This window comes from Anthropogastromicrobium sp. (assembly GCF_037349415.1).
GTDB classification, from domain to species: domain Bacteria; phylum Bacillota; class Clostridia; order Lachnospirales; family Lachnospiraceae; genus Anthropogastromicrobium; species Anthropogastromicrobium aceti.
The window spans coordinates 14848-33086 of record NZ_JAXWCK010000043.1; the positions used below are offsets into that span (position 1 = coordinate 14848).

Here is an 18239-nt window from a genome sequence, read left to right on the forward strand (position 1 = left end):
GAAAAATGATAAGAGCGGAATGGAAAAAGCTTCTGCGTCAAAGATGGTTGATCGGAATTGCGATATTGCTTATTTTTGTAGATGTTGGTCTATTTCTTAATACTCAGTATACAGAGAAGAAAGATCGTGTGGCAGCGGTTCCTCTTTTTGCAAAGTATCAGAAAGAAACCGCGAATATGACAAATGAGCAGGCACAGGAATGTTTGACTGATCAGCTAAATATGCTTTCTAATTTTCAGTTTGTGCAGATTGCGTTGAATGGGGAAGTGGATGAGGGGCTTCTGCAAGGGTTTGTGGAGGAGAATCCAAATATCTTGGACGAATATCGACAGGCTGGATATGAGGAGAATCCACTGGCGCTTACGACAAAAATACAGGTAATATCAGAACTTCTTGAACAATATCAAAATGTCAGCGGGTATCAGGCGTATTTGGAATCCATTCAGGCACAGTATAAACAGATGAAGGACAGTTCGTTTTATGAAGGACGTCCGTATGCGGAAGCACAGGGCAAAAAGACGGTAGAAGATTTTGCAAAGCTACAGGGAACGAAACTTGAAATTGGTATGAACTGGGGCGTGGAAGCACTGATGGAGGAACAAATCTCATCAGTAATTCTTATTTTACTGGCACTCGGTATTTGTATTGTCTTGGTATCTCAGGATCGCACATATGATATGTTTGGGTTGCTTAGAAGCTGTAGACGTGGACATGGCTATCTGATTGTTGCCAAATTTGCAACAGCGCTGACAGCGGTTTTACTTTTTGGAATTGTTATGTATGGGAGTCAAGTTGCAATCGCGTGGAAGCTGTATGGAATGGGAAATTTAAATCGTCCGATGCAGTCTGTCAATTTATTAAATGAAAGTGCAAGACAACTGACAGTGGGCGGCTATCTGCTCGACTATTATCTGAGACATTTAATTGCAGTGCTTGTCTTGACGGCATTCATGCTATGCTTATTCTTATCGGTTTATTCGACAATGACGGTGTTGGCGGTAGTCGGTATTTGCGCGGTGCTGTGCGCTGTGGGCTATTGGAAGGTATCGGAGATCGCAGCAAACTCGTGGATTCATTTTTTAAATCCAGTTGCCTGGTTTTTGAGTTCGCAATTATATGAAAGTTATTGGAATATAAATTTGTTCGGAAAACCGGTGAATGCGTTGACAGCGAATAGCTGCTTTCAGCTTGTAGTGGTAATTGGCTGTGTAGCAGACAGTGGTCTTCTAGGAAGACGGATTCCGGGAAAGCTAAGAGTCGCATCAGGGCAAATTCAAAAGTGGATTGAAGCCGCAAGGGAACGACTCTGGTATCCATCCAGTGTAGTCGGTCAGGAATGGCGAAAACAGCTGATAAAAAATGGCATAGTGTGGATGATGATAATAGTGGCAATCCTTTTGGTATACGGTATGCGAACAACACCAGTGACAGTAGGGCAGACCGAGAAAATTTACCATGAATATGCGAAAAAATATGAGGGGATTGCAGACCAGACGCTGATAGAAGCATTGCAGCAGGAAAAGGAGCAATTTGATAAACTAAGGCAGCGTCAGGCCGAATTAACTGAAAAATGGAAGAAAAAGGAAGTTTCAAACGAGCAGTATGCGTCAATTAGTGCGATGATTGATCATATGCTGCAAAATGAAGCAGGACTGACGCGTGCAATTGAACAGGCAGATACATTGGTAAATTGGAGCGAAGCACATGATCTTCAGCTGTTTTTCACGGATGACAGTATTGGGCGTTACCTGTTTGAAAATGCCAGTATGGATCAGTATCGAGGCGCTGTATTGCTTTTTGCAGTAATCGTATTACTGAGTGGTATTTTCCCGGGAGAGCGCAAAAATGAGATGCAAAATATGCTTCTCTGTACGAAAAATGGACGGCGTCCGCTGTTTGTAGCAAAATATGTGTTGGGCGTCGTGATTGCATGTATCGTGTCAGGTGGATTTACTGTGATTCATTTGTTTTCCGCATCAAAGATGTATGACTTTTCTTTATGGAAGGTTCCGCTACAAAGCATTCGTCAGGCGCAAGTAATAGATGTACAGTTGTCCGTGCGTGGATATTTGGTGTGGACGTCGGTGATGCAGATGATGGGTGTGGTCTGTGCAGCGGTTAGTTTTTTGTCGATTTCTGTGCGGATGAAGAACCGGCTGTATGCGGTGTTAGTGGGAGCTGTACTGTTTGTTCTTCCAGTAGTAATTAGTGGAGCAGGGTTGTCAAACATATTTGATCTTTGGTTTGCAAAGGTATTTCTGTTTGGAACGCAGACATTGAAACAAGGCTTTGGGGAACAGATTGGATATCTAATTTTGCTTGTAGCAGTGGCATCTGTTTTTACAGCAGGCGCGTGGCGCGCATATCAGAGAAAAAGGAGAGCAAGATGATGAAACTGGAATTAAAAAATCTGACAAAAAGCTATGAAAAAGGAAAAATAGCGCTCGATCATTTTTCGGCAGCGCTTGAGCCGGGCGTTTATGGTTTACTTGGACCAAATGGGGCTGGAAAATCGACCTTAATGAACCTGATTACGCAAAATTTAGAGCCGGATGAGGGTGAAATGTTGGTAAACGGTATTAGCGCGACCAAAATGGGCGCTTCTTACCGTGATGTGCTTGGTTACATGCCACAACAGCAGGGTCTATATGATCGTTTTTCTGCGCTAGAATTTTTGCGCTATTTTGCATCATTAAAAGGACTGAAGGCAAAGGAGTCGAGGAAACGAATTGAGGAATTGCTTGAAGTTGTAAATCTGACTAAGGCAAGAAATCGAAAACTGGGCGGATTTTCTGGCGGTATGAAGCAGCGTGTGTTGCTTGCGCAGGCATTACTAAACGAACCGCAGATTTTGATACTGGATGAGCCAACGGCAGGTCTAGACCCGAAAGAGCGTATTCGTATTCGCAACTATATCAGCAGCATTTCCGAGAATAAGATAGTGCTGATCGCAACGCATGTAGTCAGCGATGTGGAATGTATCGCAAAGGAAATCTTGTTTCTGCGAGGCGGAAAATTGTTGGAGAAAGAGACACCGGAAAAGTTGGTGGAACAAATGGATGGGCTTGTTTGGGAAGTAATTATTCGGTCAGATCAATTAAGTCAGCTGGAACAGGTGCTTCTTGTCAGCAATGTGAATATCGCAAAGGAAGGTCTTCTGGTGCGCGTAATCGCAGAAAGTGAGCAGATGAAGGAACAACAGCTTCAATTTGGATGGGGTACGCAAAAGGTGGTTGTCCCAACACTGGAAGATGTATATTTATATCGAATGGAAGCAGATAATAAGCTTTATAAAAATTGAAAATATAGAAAAAAATAACAGACCGATTCATTTTGACCTGATATTTTTTACAGAACTTTAAATGCAAAATGCATCTGCGATTTCTGTAGTAACGCATCTATGGACCAGATTTTATACCCCCCCAGAAGTCTTCTTCTTAAAGTTTTCCAATATACTTTCCAGTCGATCAATTTCTTCCTTCTCTGGATTTTTTGTAAATTCAGATTTTACCAAAGATATCAAGAGTGAGTTATCCGTAAAAAGCTCACGGAAAGACTGGTACTCCTGTTGGAAAATATCTTGAAGAACAAGATGAGCTGTTTTGGTTGGTTTGAAGGTTCTGGCGATAGAGGTTCCCCGATAGGCGATTCCGGCGACCTCGACCATTTCAAGTTTCGATAGCTTGCGAATAATTGGCTTGATCATGTTGATCGTGTAGTCTGGATTCATAGCAACAATATCTGAAATTGTCATTGGCTGTTCGGATGAGGAAGTATGGTCTGCAATCGAAAAGGTTGGGTTGACCGAACTTGTAAGTTCTTTGCCAGATGGAATTAACACAGAGTTGGCAGAGGGCGGTGGAAATATTTCTGGAGGACAAAAGAAACGAATAGCAGTTGCGCGGGCGCTTATTCGTGATTGTGATACGCTTCTGATTGATGAGATGACATCCTCTCTTGATATTGAGACAACCGATGAGATGGTAAAGCTTATATTGTCGCTGTCATGTACCGTAATTATGATTACACATGATATATTTGATTCGTATATGGATGGATTTTCTGCAATTTATTAAATAGAAAATGGTGGAATTGCAGAGAGTGGTACCTATCAGAGATTGCTAGAACAAAATGGAAATTTTGCGAAGATGCAAGCAATGATGAAAATAACCAATAAATAGAGGAGAATAGATAAGATCAAGGTCTTGTACCATTAAAAATGGCAAACAATTCTTTGACGGACACGAGAAAGAGTGCTATACTTTGGACATCAATGCAAAGACTGGAGGCAAAGCTATTGATGTCAAGTAACGATCAAATGAATCAAGTAGAAAAAAATCAAGTGGATCAACGTGCCAGCAGATATGCCAGCCAATATGCTGATATCATAGATCTTCCACATCATGTCTCGAAGCGTCACCCACAGATGGCGCTGTCGGATCGTGCTGCACAGTTTGGCGCATATGCTGCACTTAGAGGGTATGATGAAGCAGTAACAGAAACAGTGAAAAAATCAATACAGCAAACAGAAGTATATATTGAAATGGAGCAGTATAATGACTAAAATGGCTGAAAATAAAACATACCTTTGCATTGACCTAAAATCATTCTTCGCATCGGTTGAATGCGTTGAGCGTGGTCTTGACCCACTTTGCACAAATCTTGTTGTGGCAGATGCCGCACTTACTGAAAAAACCATTTGCCTTGCAGTATCTCCGTCGTTGAAAAAGTACGGCATAGGAGGACGAGCAAGGCTTTTTGAGGTTGTCCAGATGGTAAAACAGGCAAATGCCAGAAGACGTTTCCAGGCACCAAAAAGATTATTTGAAGGATCTTCAAGCAATGCAAAAGAGCTTGATTTGCACCCTGAGTATCAGATTGACTATATTATTGCACCGCCGCGTATGGCAAAATATATGGAGTACAGCACAAAAATTTATAATATTTATTTAAAATATGTGGCACCTGAGGATATACATGCGTACTCGATTGATGAGGTATTTGTCGATATCACGCAGTATCTGATTTTGACAGGGTTTAATGCTTATGAGTTTGCAGGTCAAATGATACGAGATGTATTAAAGACAACAGGAATTACAGCTACTGCAGGGATCGGAACAAATCTTTATCTGGCTAAAATTGCAATGGATATCGAGGCAAAGCACATTAAGGCAGATAGTGATGGCGTGAGAATTGCTATGCTTACAGAAAAAAGTTATAGACAAAAACTGTGGGATCATCGCCCACTCACAGATTTTTGGCGAATTGGTCCACAGACGGCGAAAAAGCTTGAACAAAATGGAATGTTTACAATGGGAGATGTGGCAAGGTGTTCTGTTGGTAAAATTAATCAGCTCCATAATGAAGAATTGCTGTACCGACTTTTTGGTGTTAATGCGGAGCTTATAATTGATCATGCATGGGGCTGGGAGCCATGCACGATTGCGCATATTAAGGCGTATCGTCCACAGTCAAGCAGCATAGAGAATGGTCAGGTGCTTCATTGCCCATATACGGCAGAGAAAACGCGTTTGATTGTAAAAGAAATGACTGATCAGCTTTTGCTGCAGCTTGTAGATAAAGGTCTTGTCACTGATCAGATGGTTTTAACGATTGGCTATGATATTGAAAATTTAACAGATCCAAAACGCCGTGAGCAGTATCATGGTGATATTGTCACAGATAGGTATGGAAGAAAAATTCCAAAAAGCGCACATGGCAGTGTCAATATAGGACGATTTACATCGTCAGCAAAGTTAGCAACCGAGACAGTATTGAAGCTTTACGATACAATTATTGATCAAAATCTTCTTGTGAGACGTCTTAGTCTGACAGCAAATCATGTTGTGCCAGAGGGTTCAGAGCCGACTAGAAAAAAGCCTCAGCAGCTTGATTTATTTACAGATTATGAAGCATTAGAAAAAAAAGAACAGGAAGAAAAAGCCGCGCTAGATAAGGAAAAGAAAATGCAGCAGGCAATGCTGCAGATTAAAAAGAAATTTGGAAAAAATGCGATTTTAAAAGGAATGAATCTGCTTGACGGCGCAACTGCAAAGGAGAGAAATGAGCAGATTGGTGGTCATAAAGCGTAGTCAGTAAAAAACGCATCATGAAAAATGAATTAGTGAAAGGAATAAATTTATGAAGAAGGAACGCTGGCGTCTGTACGCAAAAAAGGCAGATTTTGCAGCCATCAGCAAAGCATACGGCATCAATCAGGTAACGGCAAGGATTATGAGAAACCGTGGCGTTGAGACAAAAGAGGAGATTGAAAGCTATTTAAAGGGAGATTTAGATTATCTAAGTGACCCTGCACTTATGAAGGATGCAGATAAGGCCGCGTCTTTGCTTGAGGCTGCGATTGCAAACAACGAACTGATTGCAATCTCAAGTGATTTTGATAATGATGGAATTTTCTCCGGTCTTTTGTTAAAAGAAGCTATTATAGAACTTGGCGGCCGCGCAGCAATCTTTACGCCAAATCGAGTAATGGAAGGCTACGGTGTAAACAGTCGTATCGTTGAGGAAGCAAACGCAAAGGGAGCAAGTGTGCTTTTAACATGCGACAATGGAATTGCAGCATTTGAGGCAATTGAAGAAGCAAAAAAACTTGGCATGACAGTTATTGTGACAGATCATCATGAGGTTCCATTCGAGGAGCATGATGGAAAAAAGACATATTTTTTGCCGAAGGCTGATGCTATTGTTGATCCAAAGCAGGAAGACTGTGCATATCCATTTAAAAGTCTTTGTGGAACAGGTGTAGCTTATCAGCTTATGACACTTTTGTTTCACAGAATGAAGCGCACAATGAGCCGTCAGGAGATTTTTTTACAATATACGGCGATTGCTACTGTGGCTGATGTTATGGAGCTTGTCGGGGAAAATCGTATTCTAGTCAGAAAAGGTCTTTCATATCTTAATCACACAAACCATACAGGTCTTCGTGCATTGATGGAGGTGTGCGGCATAGCACCAGAGCAGGTGCGTGCTTATCATATTGGATTTATCTTAGGACCATGTTTTAATGCAGCAGGACGACTAGACACGATTGTTCATGCATTGGCGCTTCTTGAATCAAAGGAATATGATCAGGCACTTGCCTTAGCTGGTGAGCTGTGGGCAATGAATGAGGAGCGAAAGGAATTAACGCGAGTCGGAACAGAGCGCGCAGTAGAGCTTATTGAGCATGCAACGTGGAAGGATGAGCATGTATATCTTGTTTACATAAAAGATTGTCATGAGAGTGTAGCCGGCATAATTGCAGGACGCCTTCGTGAGCGTTACTATCGTCCTGTGCTTGTCTTTACTGATGCGTCAGAAGAGGGGCAGATTAAGGCTTCTGGCAGAAGTATTGATGATTATGATATGTTTACAGAACTAAGTGCATTTAGGAACTTATTTCTTCGCTTTGGCGGTCATAAGATGGCAGCTGGTCTTACAATGGAAAAGAAAAATTTAGAGATTTTGCGAGACGGTTTAAATGCGAGATGTACGCTTACACAAACGCAGCTTATGCCGCTTGTCATGATTGATGCTGCGATGCCGCTTGGTTATATCAGTGAAGAAGTCATTGCTGATCTTGAAAAGCTAGAGCCATTTGGACGAGCCAATGAAAAGCCATTGTTTGCCCAGCAGCATTTGTCTGTGCTTCGTCTCTCACGTATCGGAAAGAATAGAAATGTTGTAAAAATGTCTGTTATGGGACCAGAAGGCATTATTATGGACGCGCTTTATTTTGGGGACACAGATGTGTTCTTTGATTTTCTTGAAGAGGAATATGGGCGTGACAATGTAGCGGCGGCTCTTAGGGGAATGCGCAATACAATTGATATTGGTGTGACGTATTATCCACAAATTAACGAATTTCAAGGGAAAAGAAGCCTTCAAATCGTGATACAAAACTATTGCAGAGTTTCGTTAAATTGAGTATAATTAAGAAATCACATGATACTAGGGTTCCAAGCTACAAAACCTGCTCGTGCTTGCACGATAAGGTTTTGCAGCTTGGAACCCGCAAAAACATGAGGATGCAGCGATTTTCAAAGAAAATCAGCGAATCCGAATGTTTTTAGAATTGCGAAAGATGCGAAGCATCGGAGCAATTCGTGAGTATCAAAAAAGTAGCGAAACGCGAAGGGAGAATTGTATGAGAATCGGAATTCGTGCCCATGATGTAAAGGCAGATACCTTTGAAGGGCTTGTAAAGGAAATACACAATGAGGGAATGCATTGCTGTCAGTTAGCAGTACCGAAGGCGGTTCATGAGTTTCCAACCAAAAAGGAGGTTTTAACTCCTGGTATGGCATTGTACATGAAGGAAGTCTTTGCAGAGAACAAAGTAGATGTTGCAGTTCTTGGCTGCTACCAGAATCTGGCAACTCCTGATGAGGCTGCATTAAAGGATACTATCGACACTTACAAGAGACATATTGTATTTGCGAGTCTTCTTGGAGCAGGTGTAGTTGGAACAGAGACAGGTGCATGTAATACCGAGTATCGCACAGAGCCATTTTCATTTACTGAGGAAGCACTTGAGATTTTTATTAAGAATTTGCGTCCTGTTGTGGAATATGCAGAAAAGCTTGGTGTAATTGTTGCAATTGAGCCAGTATGCCGACATATTGTAAACAATGCAAAGCGTGCAAGAAAGGTTCTTGATGCGATTGATTCTCCGAATCTTCAGATCATCTTTGATCCAGTGAATTTGCTTGATGAGTCCAATTATCAGGAGTATCCGGCAATTTTTAAAGAGTTTGTTGAGATTCTTGGACCAGATATTGCAACGATCCATGCAAAGGATTTTAAGATCGAAAATGGCAAGTTGTTAAGCTGCGCATGCGGAACAGGTCAGATGGACTATGAATTTTTGCTTCGCTATATCAAGGAGCATAAGCCGCACATTCACGTGCTGTTAGAGGATACAAATCCATCCAATGCACAGCAGGCAAGACAGTTTATGGAAGAAAAGTACGCAAGCTTATAATCTTCAACAATAATAGCAAGGATTCTCCAACCTCTATAGGTGGCGAGATGAATTGCTATTGGAAAATTAACGGCAGTGGTGGGCGGAGAGAAATCGGTATCCCCTACTGACATGAGGCAAGCCACAGTCGGCTTTGTGCTGACATGTCAGACTCTGTGAAATTACCGACTGTGGATTGAAACAACGAGTAAATATGTTGAGTTGAAATGAGGAAAAGAGGTGTCTGATATGAATCCAGAAGAAGAAGGATTAATCCCGCCAAAACCTTCGGTTAAGGCACCGGCTAATTTTACATCGCCGGATGAATTATATAAAGAATTGGAGGATAGTGTCAGAAAGTATCATCCATCGGATGATCTGTCACTGATCCGCAAGGCTTATGAGGTTGCACTAAATTCGCACGGAGATCAGCGCAGACGCTCCGGAGAGCCGTATATCATCCATCCGCTTTGCGTAGCAATTATATTAGCAGAGCTAGAACTTGATAAGGAAAGTATTGCGGCAGGACTTCTTCATGATGTCTTAGAGGACACCCCGATGACTCTAAAAGAATTGATCGGGCTTTTCGGAGAAGAAATCGCATTTTTGGTAGATGGCGTAACAAAGCTGACGCAGATCAACTGGGATATGGATAAGATTGAGATCCAGGCAGAAAATCTTAGAAAGATGTTTCTTGCTATGGCAAAGGATATCCGTGTTATCATGGTAAAGCTTGCAGACCGTCTGCACAATATGCGTACGGGTCAGTTCTGGAAGCCAGAGACGCAGAAACAAAAGGCAAGAGAAACACTTGAGATCTATTCGCCGCTTGCATCACGTCTTGGTATTTCTAAAATCAAGACAGAGCTTGACGATTTGTCTCTTATGTATCTGCACCCTGATGTCTATAAGGAACTGACAGAAAAGATTTACAGCACGCAGGATGCGCGCGAGCGTTTTATAGATGAAATCAAATCTGAGGTTGCGGTCAAGCTTGAGGAGGCTGAAATTAAGGCTGAGATTTCAGGTCGTGTTAAACATCTGTTTAGCATCTATAAAAAAATGGTAAATCAGGATAAAACACTTGATCAGATCTATGATATTTTTGCAGTTCGTATTATTGTTGATACAGTAAAGGACTGTTATGCCGCACTTGGTGTTATTCATGAAATGTATCATCCTATTACGGTTCGTTTTAAGGATTACATTGCAATGCCAAAGCCAAATATGTATCAGTCACTTCATACGACTCTGATTGCAAAGAATGGTCAGCCGTTTGAAATTCAGATTCGTACCTTTGAGATGCATCGCACTGCTGAGTATGGTATCGCAGCACACTGGAAATACAAGGAACGCGGTTCGGGAGACACTACAGTGCGTGATGAAGAGGCAAAGCTTTCTTGGCTTCGTCAGATTCTTGAATGGCAGAAGGATGTTTCCGATAATAAAGAATTTATCAGCATGGTAAAAAATGATCTTGATTTATTCTCGGATAATGTATACTGCTTTACACCGCAGGGTGATGTAAAGAATCTTCCGGCTGGATCTACACCGATTGACTTTGCTTACAGCATTCACTCAGCAGTAGGAAACCGCATGAAGCAGGCGGCAGTTAATGGCAAGATGGTTCCTCTTGATTATAAGATTCAAAATGGTGATCGAATAGAGATTTTCACTTCTCAGAATGTCAAAGGACCTAGCCGTGACTGGTTAAATATCGCAAAGAGTACACAGGCTAAAAATAAGATTAATCAGTGGTTCAAGCAGGAAGGACGAGCTGGAAATATCACCAGAGGAAAAGAGCTTGTTGCCAGCTGTGCCAAGGGCAAGGGTTTTGAGATCAGTGATCTGACAAAGCCGGAGTTTACAAAGAAGGTTATCACAAAATATGGCTTCCGTGATTGGGATTCTATTTTGGCAGCAGTAGGACACGGTGGACTTAAGGAAGGCCAGATTGTAAACAAGCTGATTGATCTTTATCAGGAATCTAAGAAGAAAGCACCGACAGATGAGCAGGTTTTGGCGTCTGTAATTGAAAATAATAAGAATAAGCCAGTCAAGATTCGCAGTACAAACGGCGTTTTAGTCAATGGTGTTGTTGATGTTAATGTTCGTTTTTCAAGATGCTGTTCGCCAGTTCCAGGTGATGAGATTGTTGGCTTTATTACAAGAGGACGCGGTATTTCTATTCACCGTACAGACTGTGTAAATGTCATAGCTCTTCCAGAGTCTGAAAAGTCACGTCTTGTCGATGTTGAGTGGCAGCAGGAAAGCTTTCATTCTAATGAGAAGTTTATGGCAGAGATCAAGATCTTCTGTAACAATCGTATTGGTATTTTTGCAGATATCTCTAAGATTTTTACAGAGCGAGAGATTGACATTGCTTCCATGAGTTCTAAGACAAGTAAGCAGGGAACGGCAACTATCAACATGTCATTTGAAGTTGGCGGTGTAGATGCTCTGCAGCAGCTTATCAATCGCCTGATGGCAGTTAACAGCGTAATTGATATTGAACGTTCTAATGGATAAAACAATGATGTTATGCAAAGATTGCAGGCAGGGTATTGGCCCTGCCTGTTTTGTGTAGTGTTAACTGGCAGATTGGCAGCCCGTTTAAAAAGAAAGGACAGGTAACATGATGAGAATAGAGACAATTATGGTAGGTCAAATGGGGACAAATTGCTATTTGGCATGGGATGAAGAAAGCAAACGCGGCTTTTTGGTGGATCCAGGTGAACAGGCCGATAAAATCATTCGCGTGTGCAGCCGCTATGAAATAAAGCCAGAGGCAATACTTTTGACACACGGTCATTTTGACCACATCATGGCAGCAAAGAAAGTGAAGGAATATTATCAGATTCCTGTATACGCCGGCATTCATGAAGAGGAGCTTTTAGCAGATGCCGAGAAAAATCTTTCTGCGATGTGGGCTGAGGGTTTTACTATGAAGGCAGATGAGCTTGTTGTTGACAATCAAAAAATTGAGATTGCCGGAATGAAGATTACTGTGATTGAAACACCAGGTCATACATCAGGTGGTGTGTGCTATTATATAGAAAAGGAACATGTGCTGTTTGCGGGAGATACGTTGTTTTTCGAGAGCTATGGAAGAACAGATTTTCCCGGCGGAAGTATGTTTTCACTGATTCGTTCTCTTGGGAAAAAGCTATTTGTACTGCCGGATGAGACAGATGTATATCCGGGTCATGGACAGGCGACCTCAATAGGTTATGAAAAAACACACAATCCGGCAGCAGGAATGCGATAAAAAGTAAAAGGAAAGCAAAGGAAACGATATGATTTATTTTTATTTGGAATGCGATGCATTAGATAACGATATTCGAAGCCTGTTCATGGCATTTTATCCGGGACGGGCAATTAAAAGAATTGAAACAAAGGAATATGCGTGTGCAGAGGGTGATTTGTTTCTTCGTGTGTGTATGAGTGATTGTGCAGAAACACAATGTTTAGCAAACGAGGATAACACTAAAAAGAAGATGACAATGGAGCTTATGCAGGATGGCACATTGCTTGAGGATGCATGTGAATGTGAATTGTCAGATCGAAAGGACACTAAAACAAAGGCAAAATGTATGCTGTATTGTCTACTCTCTAAGCTTACAAAAAAAGAGCTTCCATGGGGAACACTGACAGGCATCAGACCGACAAAGATTGCAAGAACTATGCTGATGGAAGGTGCTTCTGATGAGGAATGCATAGACTACATGAAAAATCAGATGCTTTGCGGTGAGGAAAAGACTATGCTTAGTCTTGATATTGCAAAAAGAGAAATTAAGCTGCTTGATTGTCTGGACTATGAGGATGGATATAGTTTGTATGTCGGAATTGCATTTTGTCCGACAACATGTGCGTACTGCTCATTCACATCATATCCAGTGAGCCGATTTGGTGATCGTGTGGATGCATATCTTGATTCAATTGAAAAAGAGATTGACTATGTGGCAGAGGCTTTTAAAGATAAGAAGCTAAACACAATATATATCGGTGGAGGTACGCCGACCACATTAGAGCCAGATCAGTTAGAACGCCTTCTCTCAAAGATTGAGAACTCCTTTAATTTGTCTTTCCTTCAGGAGTGGACAGTTGAGGCAGGACGCCCAGACAGCATCACACGTGAAAAACTTAAGACAATAAAACGTCATCCTGTCACACGTATAAGTATCAACCCACAGACAATGAAAGACGAGACACTAGAACTGATTGGCCGAAGACATACAGTTTTGCAGGTAAAGGATGCCTTTTTGCTTGCAAGAGAAGAAGGCTTTGATAATATTAACATGGACATCATTGTTGGATTGCCGCAGGAGACAAAAGAAGATGTTGAGAATACGCTGGAAGAAATCAAAAAGCTAGGACCAGACAATTTGACGGTTCACTCCCTGGCCATTAAGCGTGCTGCAAGATTAAATACTCAGAAGGAAGAATACGCAGGTATGAAGAGTGTTAATTCTGAAAGTACGATGGAGCTGACACAAGATGCCGCAGAGGAAATGGGTATGAAGCCGTATTATCTGTACCGCCAGAAAAACATGACAGGAAATATGGAAAATGTCGGATACGCAAAGCCAGGAAAAGAAGGAATCTACAATATCTTGATCATGGAAGAAATGCAGACCATCGTAGCACTTGGTGCAGGGGCCATCACAAAGGCGGTATATCCAAACGGCAGGATCGAAAGATGCGAAAATGTCAAGGATATCAAGACTTATCTGGAAAAAACAGACGAGATGATCGAACGTAAAAAGAGGCTTTTTGCGGACTGGAAAGAGGTCTGATTGATCGAGTCTACATTAGGACGAATTCATTCATTGATTCAATGAGTGGGTTCGTCTTTTTTAATTTCTGTTATTATCAAAAATTTTAAAAAGGTTAAGGAGGTACAGTATGAACAGTACAACATTAAGTGCAACAAACAAAACAGAAAACGACAAAATTATTAGAAAATAAGACGATTTACGAAAAAATGTACGGATAATACAAAAACTATTGACAAAATATATTGACTATATTATGATGAAATCAAGAAAAGTGATGGTGAAATGAACATATCATGGTTTTAACGACCAGAAAGGAGCGCCTATGAGAAAAATTTCAGAAAGAGGTTTATTTGGAGTGTTAGTTATGATTATCAGTATGCTAGCTGTTCAGATGAGTGCATTCGCTTCTAATACGTATGAAAATAGCACACAGATAAAAGCTCAGCTCCAGTTAGATGCAGAGGATGAGGCAGTTTTAAATCAGTATTTCCAGAACAGAGCGGAAAATTTTTACGGGAATACAGTAGTGGATGGTTGGATGAAAGAGGAACAGCAGCAGCGAATAGCAGCGCTTAGCCAGTGGATGGAAAACTGTGGATTTAAGGTAGAAAAAGCAACAGTTGGTTTTACCGTAAATAGTGTATTGGCAAAGAATGAGAATGAAACCGTTGTGCTTGGGTCCGAATGGAATACATTAACTTATAAGTTTAATTCGGAAAACGAGTCGAGAGATATGATGTTTGAGACAATGCATGTATTGCATATATCAGAAGTTACACATGAGATTACTTCAGATTGTTATAGTGAGTATACAGGATATCAATATGGTTCTCAGGAAGAACTTTCTTATGTTCAGATTGGTGAGAACAACTCAGAACTTGGAAAAGGCACATTTCCAATCGAGGGTCTGCTGTGGGGAATGGAGGCACCGCAGTTAAGTGGAATGAATATAAGTACATTAACATTGCAGGATCTTTATAATATTTATGGAAATGATATGGAAGTAACGCTTCATTTCTCAGAAGACGGGCTATGGTGCTTAGAAGGAAAGTATGAATTAGGAGAAACAGACGTTGTAACTGAAATTCAAAACGAAGGTTGGTATGGAGAAGGTCAGTCAGTGGAGACACCAGATTATACCGCTTGGTATTTTGAAACTATACAGGAAGTTTCGTATCAGGACAAAGCGTTTTCAGAAGTGAATTGTGCAGAAGTTCGTGAATACCCAGACGGAACTGGACAGCTTATTCTCACGTTAGAAAAGATTCCAGCGGAAAACATAGAGACAGAATAAAGTTTAATTCGATAAAAACATACAGATTTTTTATTTAACAGTATTGACATGTAAATAACTTCGTGGTATTTTATTTTGGAAAATTAAAAGCAAACCTGCTGAAAAGCAGGGACGCAAAGCCAGAAGGGACTAAAGTCAGAAAGTTTGACCATGTCAGCCGGTTGCCATTGTTTCTATAATGTATGGAAAAGATGTGAGAACGGAAGAAGTTCCGATAACTTCTATTACTATATGGATGTGTGATTTTAAAGAAATGTAGTAAGGACACTGGCAGGATTTTGGCAGGTGTCCTTTTTGTATGCAAAAATATATAAGAGAACTGGCAGGGACAAGTTCTCTGTATCGGTATACAGAAAAAAGCAGGATGAAGAATGGGGAAAACAGAGAGAGGATTTTTATAAAATGAAAAATTATGAAGACAAAATATATTCCTTAGGTGAGACTGTAACGGGGCAGACACAGGACATGTCACAGGCCGTACAGAAAACACTGGAAAATAATGGCGGGGTAGGTATAATGACAGGATCTTATGACCAAAACCTGTCTATTTTGTCTGTAAGTAATCTGCTGTTGCATAGTACAGGATATACATACGATACTTTCATGGAACAGACAAAAGGCTCATTGAGAAACTTCTTTTATGACGAGGAAGATATACTGGAGCGAGACCGTTTTTTGCAGCTTCACGGAACAGGGGAAGCACAGATCCTTACAGCAGACGGTACAGTGAATAATGTACGGCTTTGTAAAGAGGATGCGACAGATGAGGCGGGCAGACAGATCTGGGTTATGTCCGTACAGGTCAACTGGGATCATGTAAATTTGGCACTGCTCAATGAGGCTATCTATTCCGGCTTCTGGTATTTTGACTGTGACGAAAACAGTGAGATTGTGAATGCAAACTGGAGTCATGAATTCCGAAAAATGCTTGGCTATCATGACACTCTGGACTTTCCGAATAAACTGGAATCCTGGTCAGATCTTCTGCATCCACAGGATAAAGAAAGAGTAATGGTGCAGCTTCAGGCGGCAATTAAGGATAAGACGAACCAGATAAAATACCAGGTAGAGTATCGTATGAGAATGAAGGATAATCAATACCAGTGGTTTCGGGCATCGGCAGAAGTAATACGCCGTCTGGATGGTTCTGCCAGCAGGATTGCCGGGATTTTTATTAACATTGATGCGGAGAAAAAAGAAATCATGCAGGCACAAAAATCTGCTGCTTTCCACCGGGCTTTTACGAAAGCAGATTTGTGCGAGTATTATGTGAATCTGGAAACGAACACTTTTGATACCTTTAAGGTTGAACCGTCCCTGATGACAGTCTTTGAACAGAGTCATACATGGGATGAATTGGTTCGCCATTTTGTAGATTCCTATGTTGTGGAGACAGATAAGAAGGCGGTGTCCTCTTTTTACGACCGTGGTTATATTGCAGAAAAGCTGAAGGGTCTGGAAACAGAATTGTCTTTGGAGTGCCGAATCACTCTGAATGGAGAAGAACGATGGGTTCGCAATGTGATCATACGTGGCGAGATAGAGGATTCAGAATATGCCATGATCTTTCTGCGTGATATCACAGAGGCAAAGGTAGAGAGCGCACGGCATCTGCAGATGGCAGCGGATAATGCTTCCATGGAGCAGCTGATTCAGAGTATTGTGCGTCTGGTTGACCGCTTTGTTGTCTGTGATCTGGAAAATGACAGATATGAATTCTACAATCTGAATGGTCAGATAATATATAAACCTCTGGGATTTTATCATGATTTCCAGAGGCAGGTTCTTGAAAAGTATAAGACACTGGAACCATTGGAAGCTATGGATATAATGATAACACCGGAAAATATCCGGAAGAATCTGAAATGTGAAAATGATATTTATAAGTTTGAGTACTGCAGCCTAGATGAAAAGACTTATAAAATAGCTTCTTATATTCCATTAAAATGGGAAAATGGAAAGCTTGTAAGAGTATTGCTGGCATCCATAGATGTGACACAGGAGAAAAAAGCAGAGATCGAATCTCGTCAGGCATTGAAAGAAGCTTACCGGTCGGCAGAAAATGCAAATCGTGCGAAGACAGAATTTCTTTCCAATATGTCCCATGATATCCGGACACCGATGAATGCCATTGTTGGTCTGACGGCAATCGCAGGAGCCAATATTGAGAGTCATGACAGAGTTATTGAGTGTCTTGGCAAGATTACAGAATCAAGTCGTCATCTGTTGGGGCTGATCAATGGAGTATTGGATATGGCACGTATTGAAAGTGGAAAAATGACGCTGGCTCAGGAAGATTTCAATCTGTCGGAGCTTGTGGATAATCTTATTACGCTTACGAAACCGGTGCTTGATGAACATAAACATAATTTTGATATACACATCAATCATATTGAACATGAGGATGTCTGTGGTGACAGCCTGAGAATCCAGCAGGTATTTGTGAATCTGATGAGCAATGCGATCAAGTATACACCGGATGGTGGAAATATTACCTTTTCTATAGAGGAAAAGCCAAATGGATTTTCGGAACTTGGATGCTATGAATTTTCGATTGAGGATAATGGGATCGGTATGTCACCGGAATTCCAGAAGATCATGTTTGATCCTTTCAGCCGCGCAGATGACCACAGGAAAACCAAGGTTCAGGGAACTGGTCTGGGAATGGCAATCAGCAGAAATATTGTGAACCTGATGAATGGCACTATTAAAGTGGATAGTACCTTACACAAGGGAACTAAAATTACAGTAACAATTTATCTGGAGCTTCAGGAAAAAGAAAAAGAACAGGACAAAGATCTAATGAATTTGCCGGTTCTGGTTGTGGATGATGATAGGACATGCTGTGAAAGTACAGTTGCAACATTAAAGGAAATCGGTATTATGGGTGAATGGGTTCTCTCTGGCAGGGAAGCCGTTGAGTGCTGTTATGCACGTCATGAGTTGAAAGATGATTACTTTGCTGTTATTTTAGACTGGAAGATGCCGGAAATGGATGGCATAGAAACTGCCAGACAGATCAGAAAACGGATAGGTAAAGAGATCACCATCATTGTACTGACATCTTATGAATTTAGCGAGATCGAAGAAGAAGCAAAGGCTGCAGGCATAGATGCTTTTATTGCAAAACCGCTGTTTCGTTCCCGTCTGACGGCTACACTGCGGCAGTTTACTTCAGGAAGAAAAGAAAAAACAGCAAGAA

The 18239-nt window shown here is 41.2% G+C and carries 13 protein-coding genes and 1 riboswitch; of the genes, 12 read left to right on the plus strand and 1 reads right to left on the minus strand.

What is annotated here, in order from left to right; translation table 11 throughout:
* The first annotated feature begins 5 nt into the window (after positions 1–5).
* Positions 6–2390: a hypothetical protein gene (locus WJP93_RS10015; protein WP_337548067.1), complete on the plus strand. Its 2385-nt coding sequence runs from the start codon at positions 6–8 to the stop codon at positions 2388–2390.
* Positions 2387–3301 (plus strand): ABC transporter ATP-binding protein, encoded by a 915-nt coding sequence (locus tag WJP93_RS10020; protein WP_337548068.1) that lies wholly within the window; start codon positions 2387–2389, stop codon positions 3299–3301. The genes WJP93_RS10015 and WJP93_RS10020 overlap by 4 nt, the downstream gene beginning before the upstream one ends.
* 111 nt (positions 3302–3412) lie before the next feature.
* On the opposite strand, the gene WJP93_RS10025 is transcribed toward WJP93_RS10020, so the two are convergent.
* On the minus strand, positions 3413–3754 hold the full coding sequence (locus WJP93_RS10025) for a hypothetical protein (protein ID WP_337548069.1): 342 nt from the start codon (positions 3752–3754) through the stop codon (positions 3413–3415).
* Here WJP93_RS10025 and WJP93_RS10030 point away from each other — a divergent pair.
* The 10 genes from WJP93_RS10030 to WJP93_RS10075 form a co-directional block, all read left to right on the plus strand.
* Positions 3753–4076, plus strand: coding sequence for an ATP-binding cassette domain-containing protein (locus WJP93_RS10030; RefSeq protein WP_337548085.1), 324 nt, complete (start codon positions 3753–3755; stop codon positions 4074–4076). The two genes, WJP93_RS10025 and WJP93_RS10030, sit on opposite strands and share 2 nt — an antisense overlap.
* Positions 4077–4300: 224 nt before the next feature.
* On the plus strand, positions 4301–4564 hold the full coding sequence (locus WJP93_RS10035; protein WP_337548071.1) for a hypothetical protein: 264 nt from the start codon (positions 4301–4303) through the stop codon (positions 4562–4564).
* Between the two features lies 1 nt (position 4565).
* A complete protein-coding gene (locus WJP93_RS10040; RefSeq protein ID WP_337548087.1) occupies positions 4566–6092 on the plus strand; it encodes a DNA methylase in 1527 nt (508 codons plus the stop codon).
* A 49-nt stretch (positions 6093–6141) separates the two neighbouring features.
* Positions 6142–7929, plus strand: a complete 1788-nt coding sequence (gene recJ, locus WJP93_RS10045) for a single-stranded-DNA-specific exonuclease RecJ (protein WP_337548073.1) — start codon at positions 6142–6144, stop codon at positions 7927–7929.
* Positions 7930–8149: 220 nt separating this feature from the next.
* Entirely contained in the window at positions 8150–8986 is an 837-nt protein-coding gene (locus WJP93_RS10050; protein ID WP_066561625.1) for a sugar phosphate isomerase/epimerase family protein, read from the plus strand.
* Between the two features lie 228 nt (positions 8987–9214).
* On the plus strand, positions 9215–11494 hold the full coding sequence (locus WJP93_RS10055; protein WP_308731139.1) for a bifunctional (p)ppGpp synthetase/guanosine-3',5'-bis(diphosphate) 3'-pyrophosphohydrolase: 2280 nt from the start codon (positions 9215–9217) through the stop codon (positions 11492–11494).
* A 106-nt stretch (positions 11495–11600) separates the two neighbouring features.
* The gene (locus WJP93_RS10060) at positions 11601–12233 is read left to right on the plus strand and encodes an MBL fold metallo-hydrolase (RefSeq protein ID WP_321207209.1); all 633 of its coding nucleotides are present in this window, start codon (positions 11601–11603) and stop codon (positions 12231–12233) included.
* 28 nt (positions 12234–12261) lie between these two features.
* Positions 12262–13761, plus strand: a complete 1500-nt coding sequence (hemZ, locus tag WJP93_RS10065; protein WP_337548078.1) for a coproporphyrinogen dehydrogenase HemZ — start codon at positions 12262–12264, stop codon at positions 13759–13761.
* A 304-nt stretch (positions 13762–14065) separates the two neighbouring features.
* Complete coding sequence (locus WJP93_RS10070; protein ID WP_337548080.1) at positions 14066–15037, plus strand: hypothetical protein; 972 nt, start codon at positions 14066–14068, stop codon at positions 15035–15037.
* A gap of 78 nt (positions 15038–15115) precedes the next feature.
* A riboswitch (cyclic di-GMP riboswitch) is annotated at positions 15116–15206 on the plus strand.
* Positions 15207–15439: 233 nt separating this feature from the next.
* On the plus strand, positions 15440–18239 hold a 2800-nt coding region (locus WJP93_RS10075), incomplete at its 3' end, for an ATP-binding protein (RefSeq protein WP_337548082.1).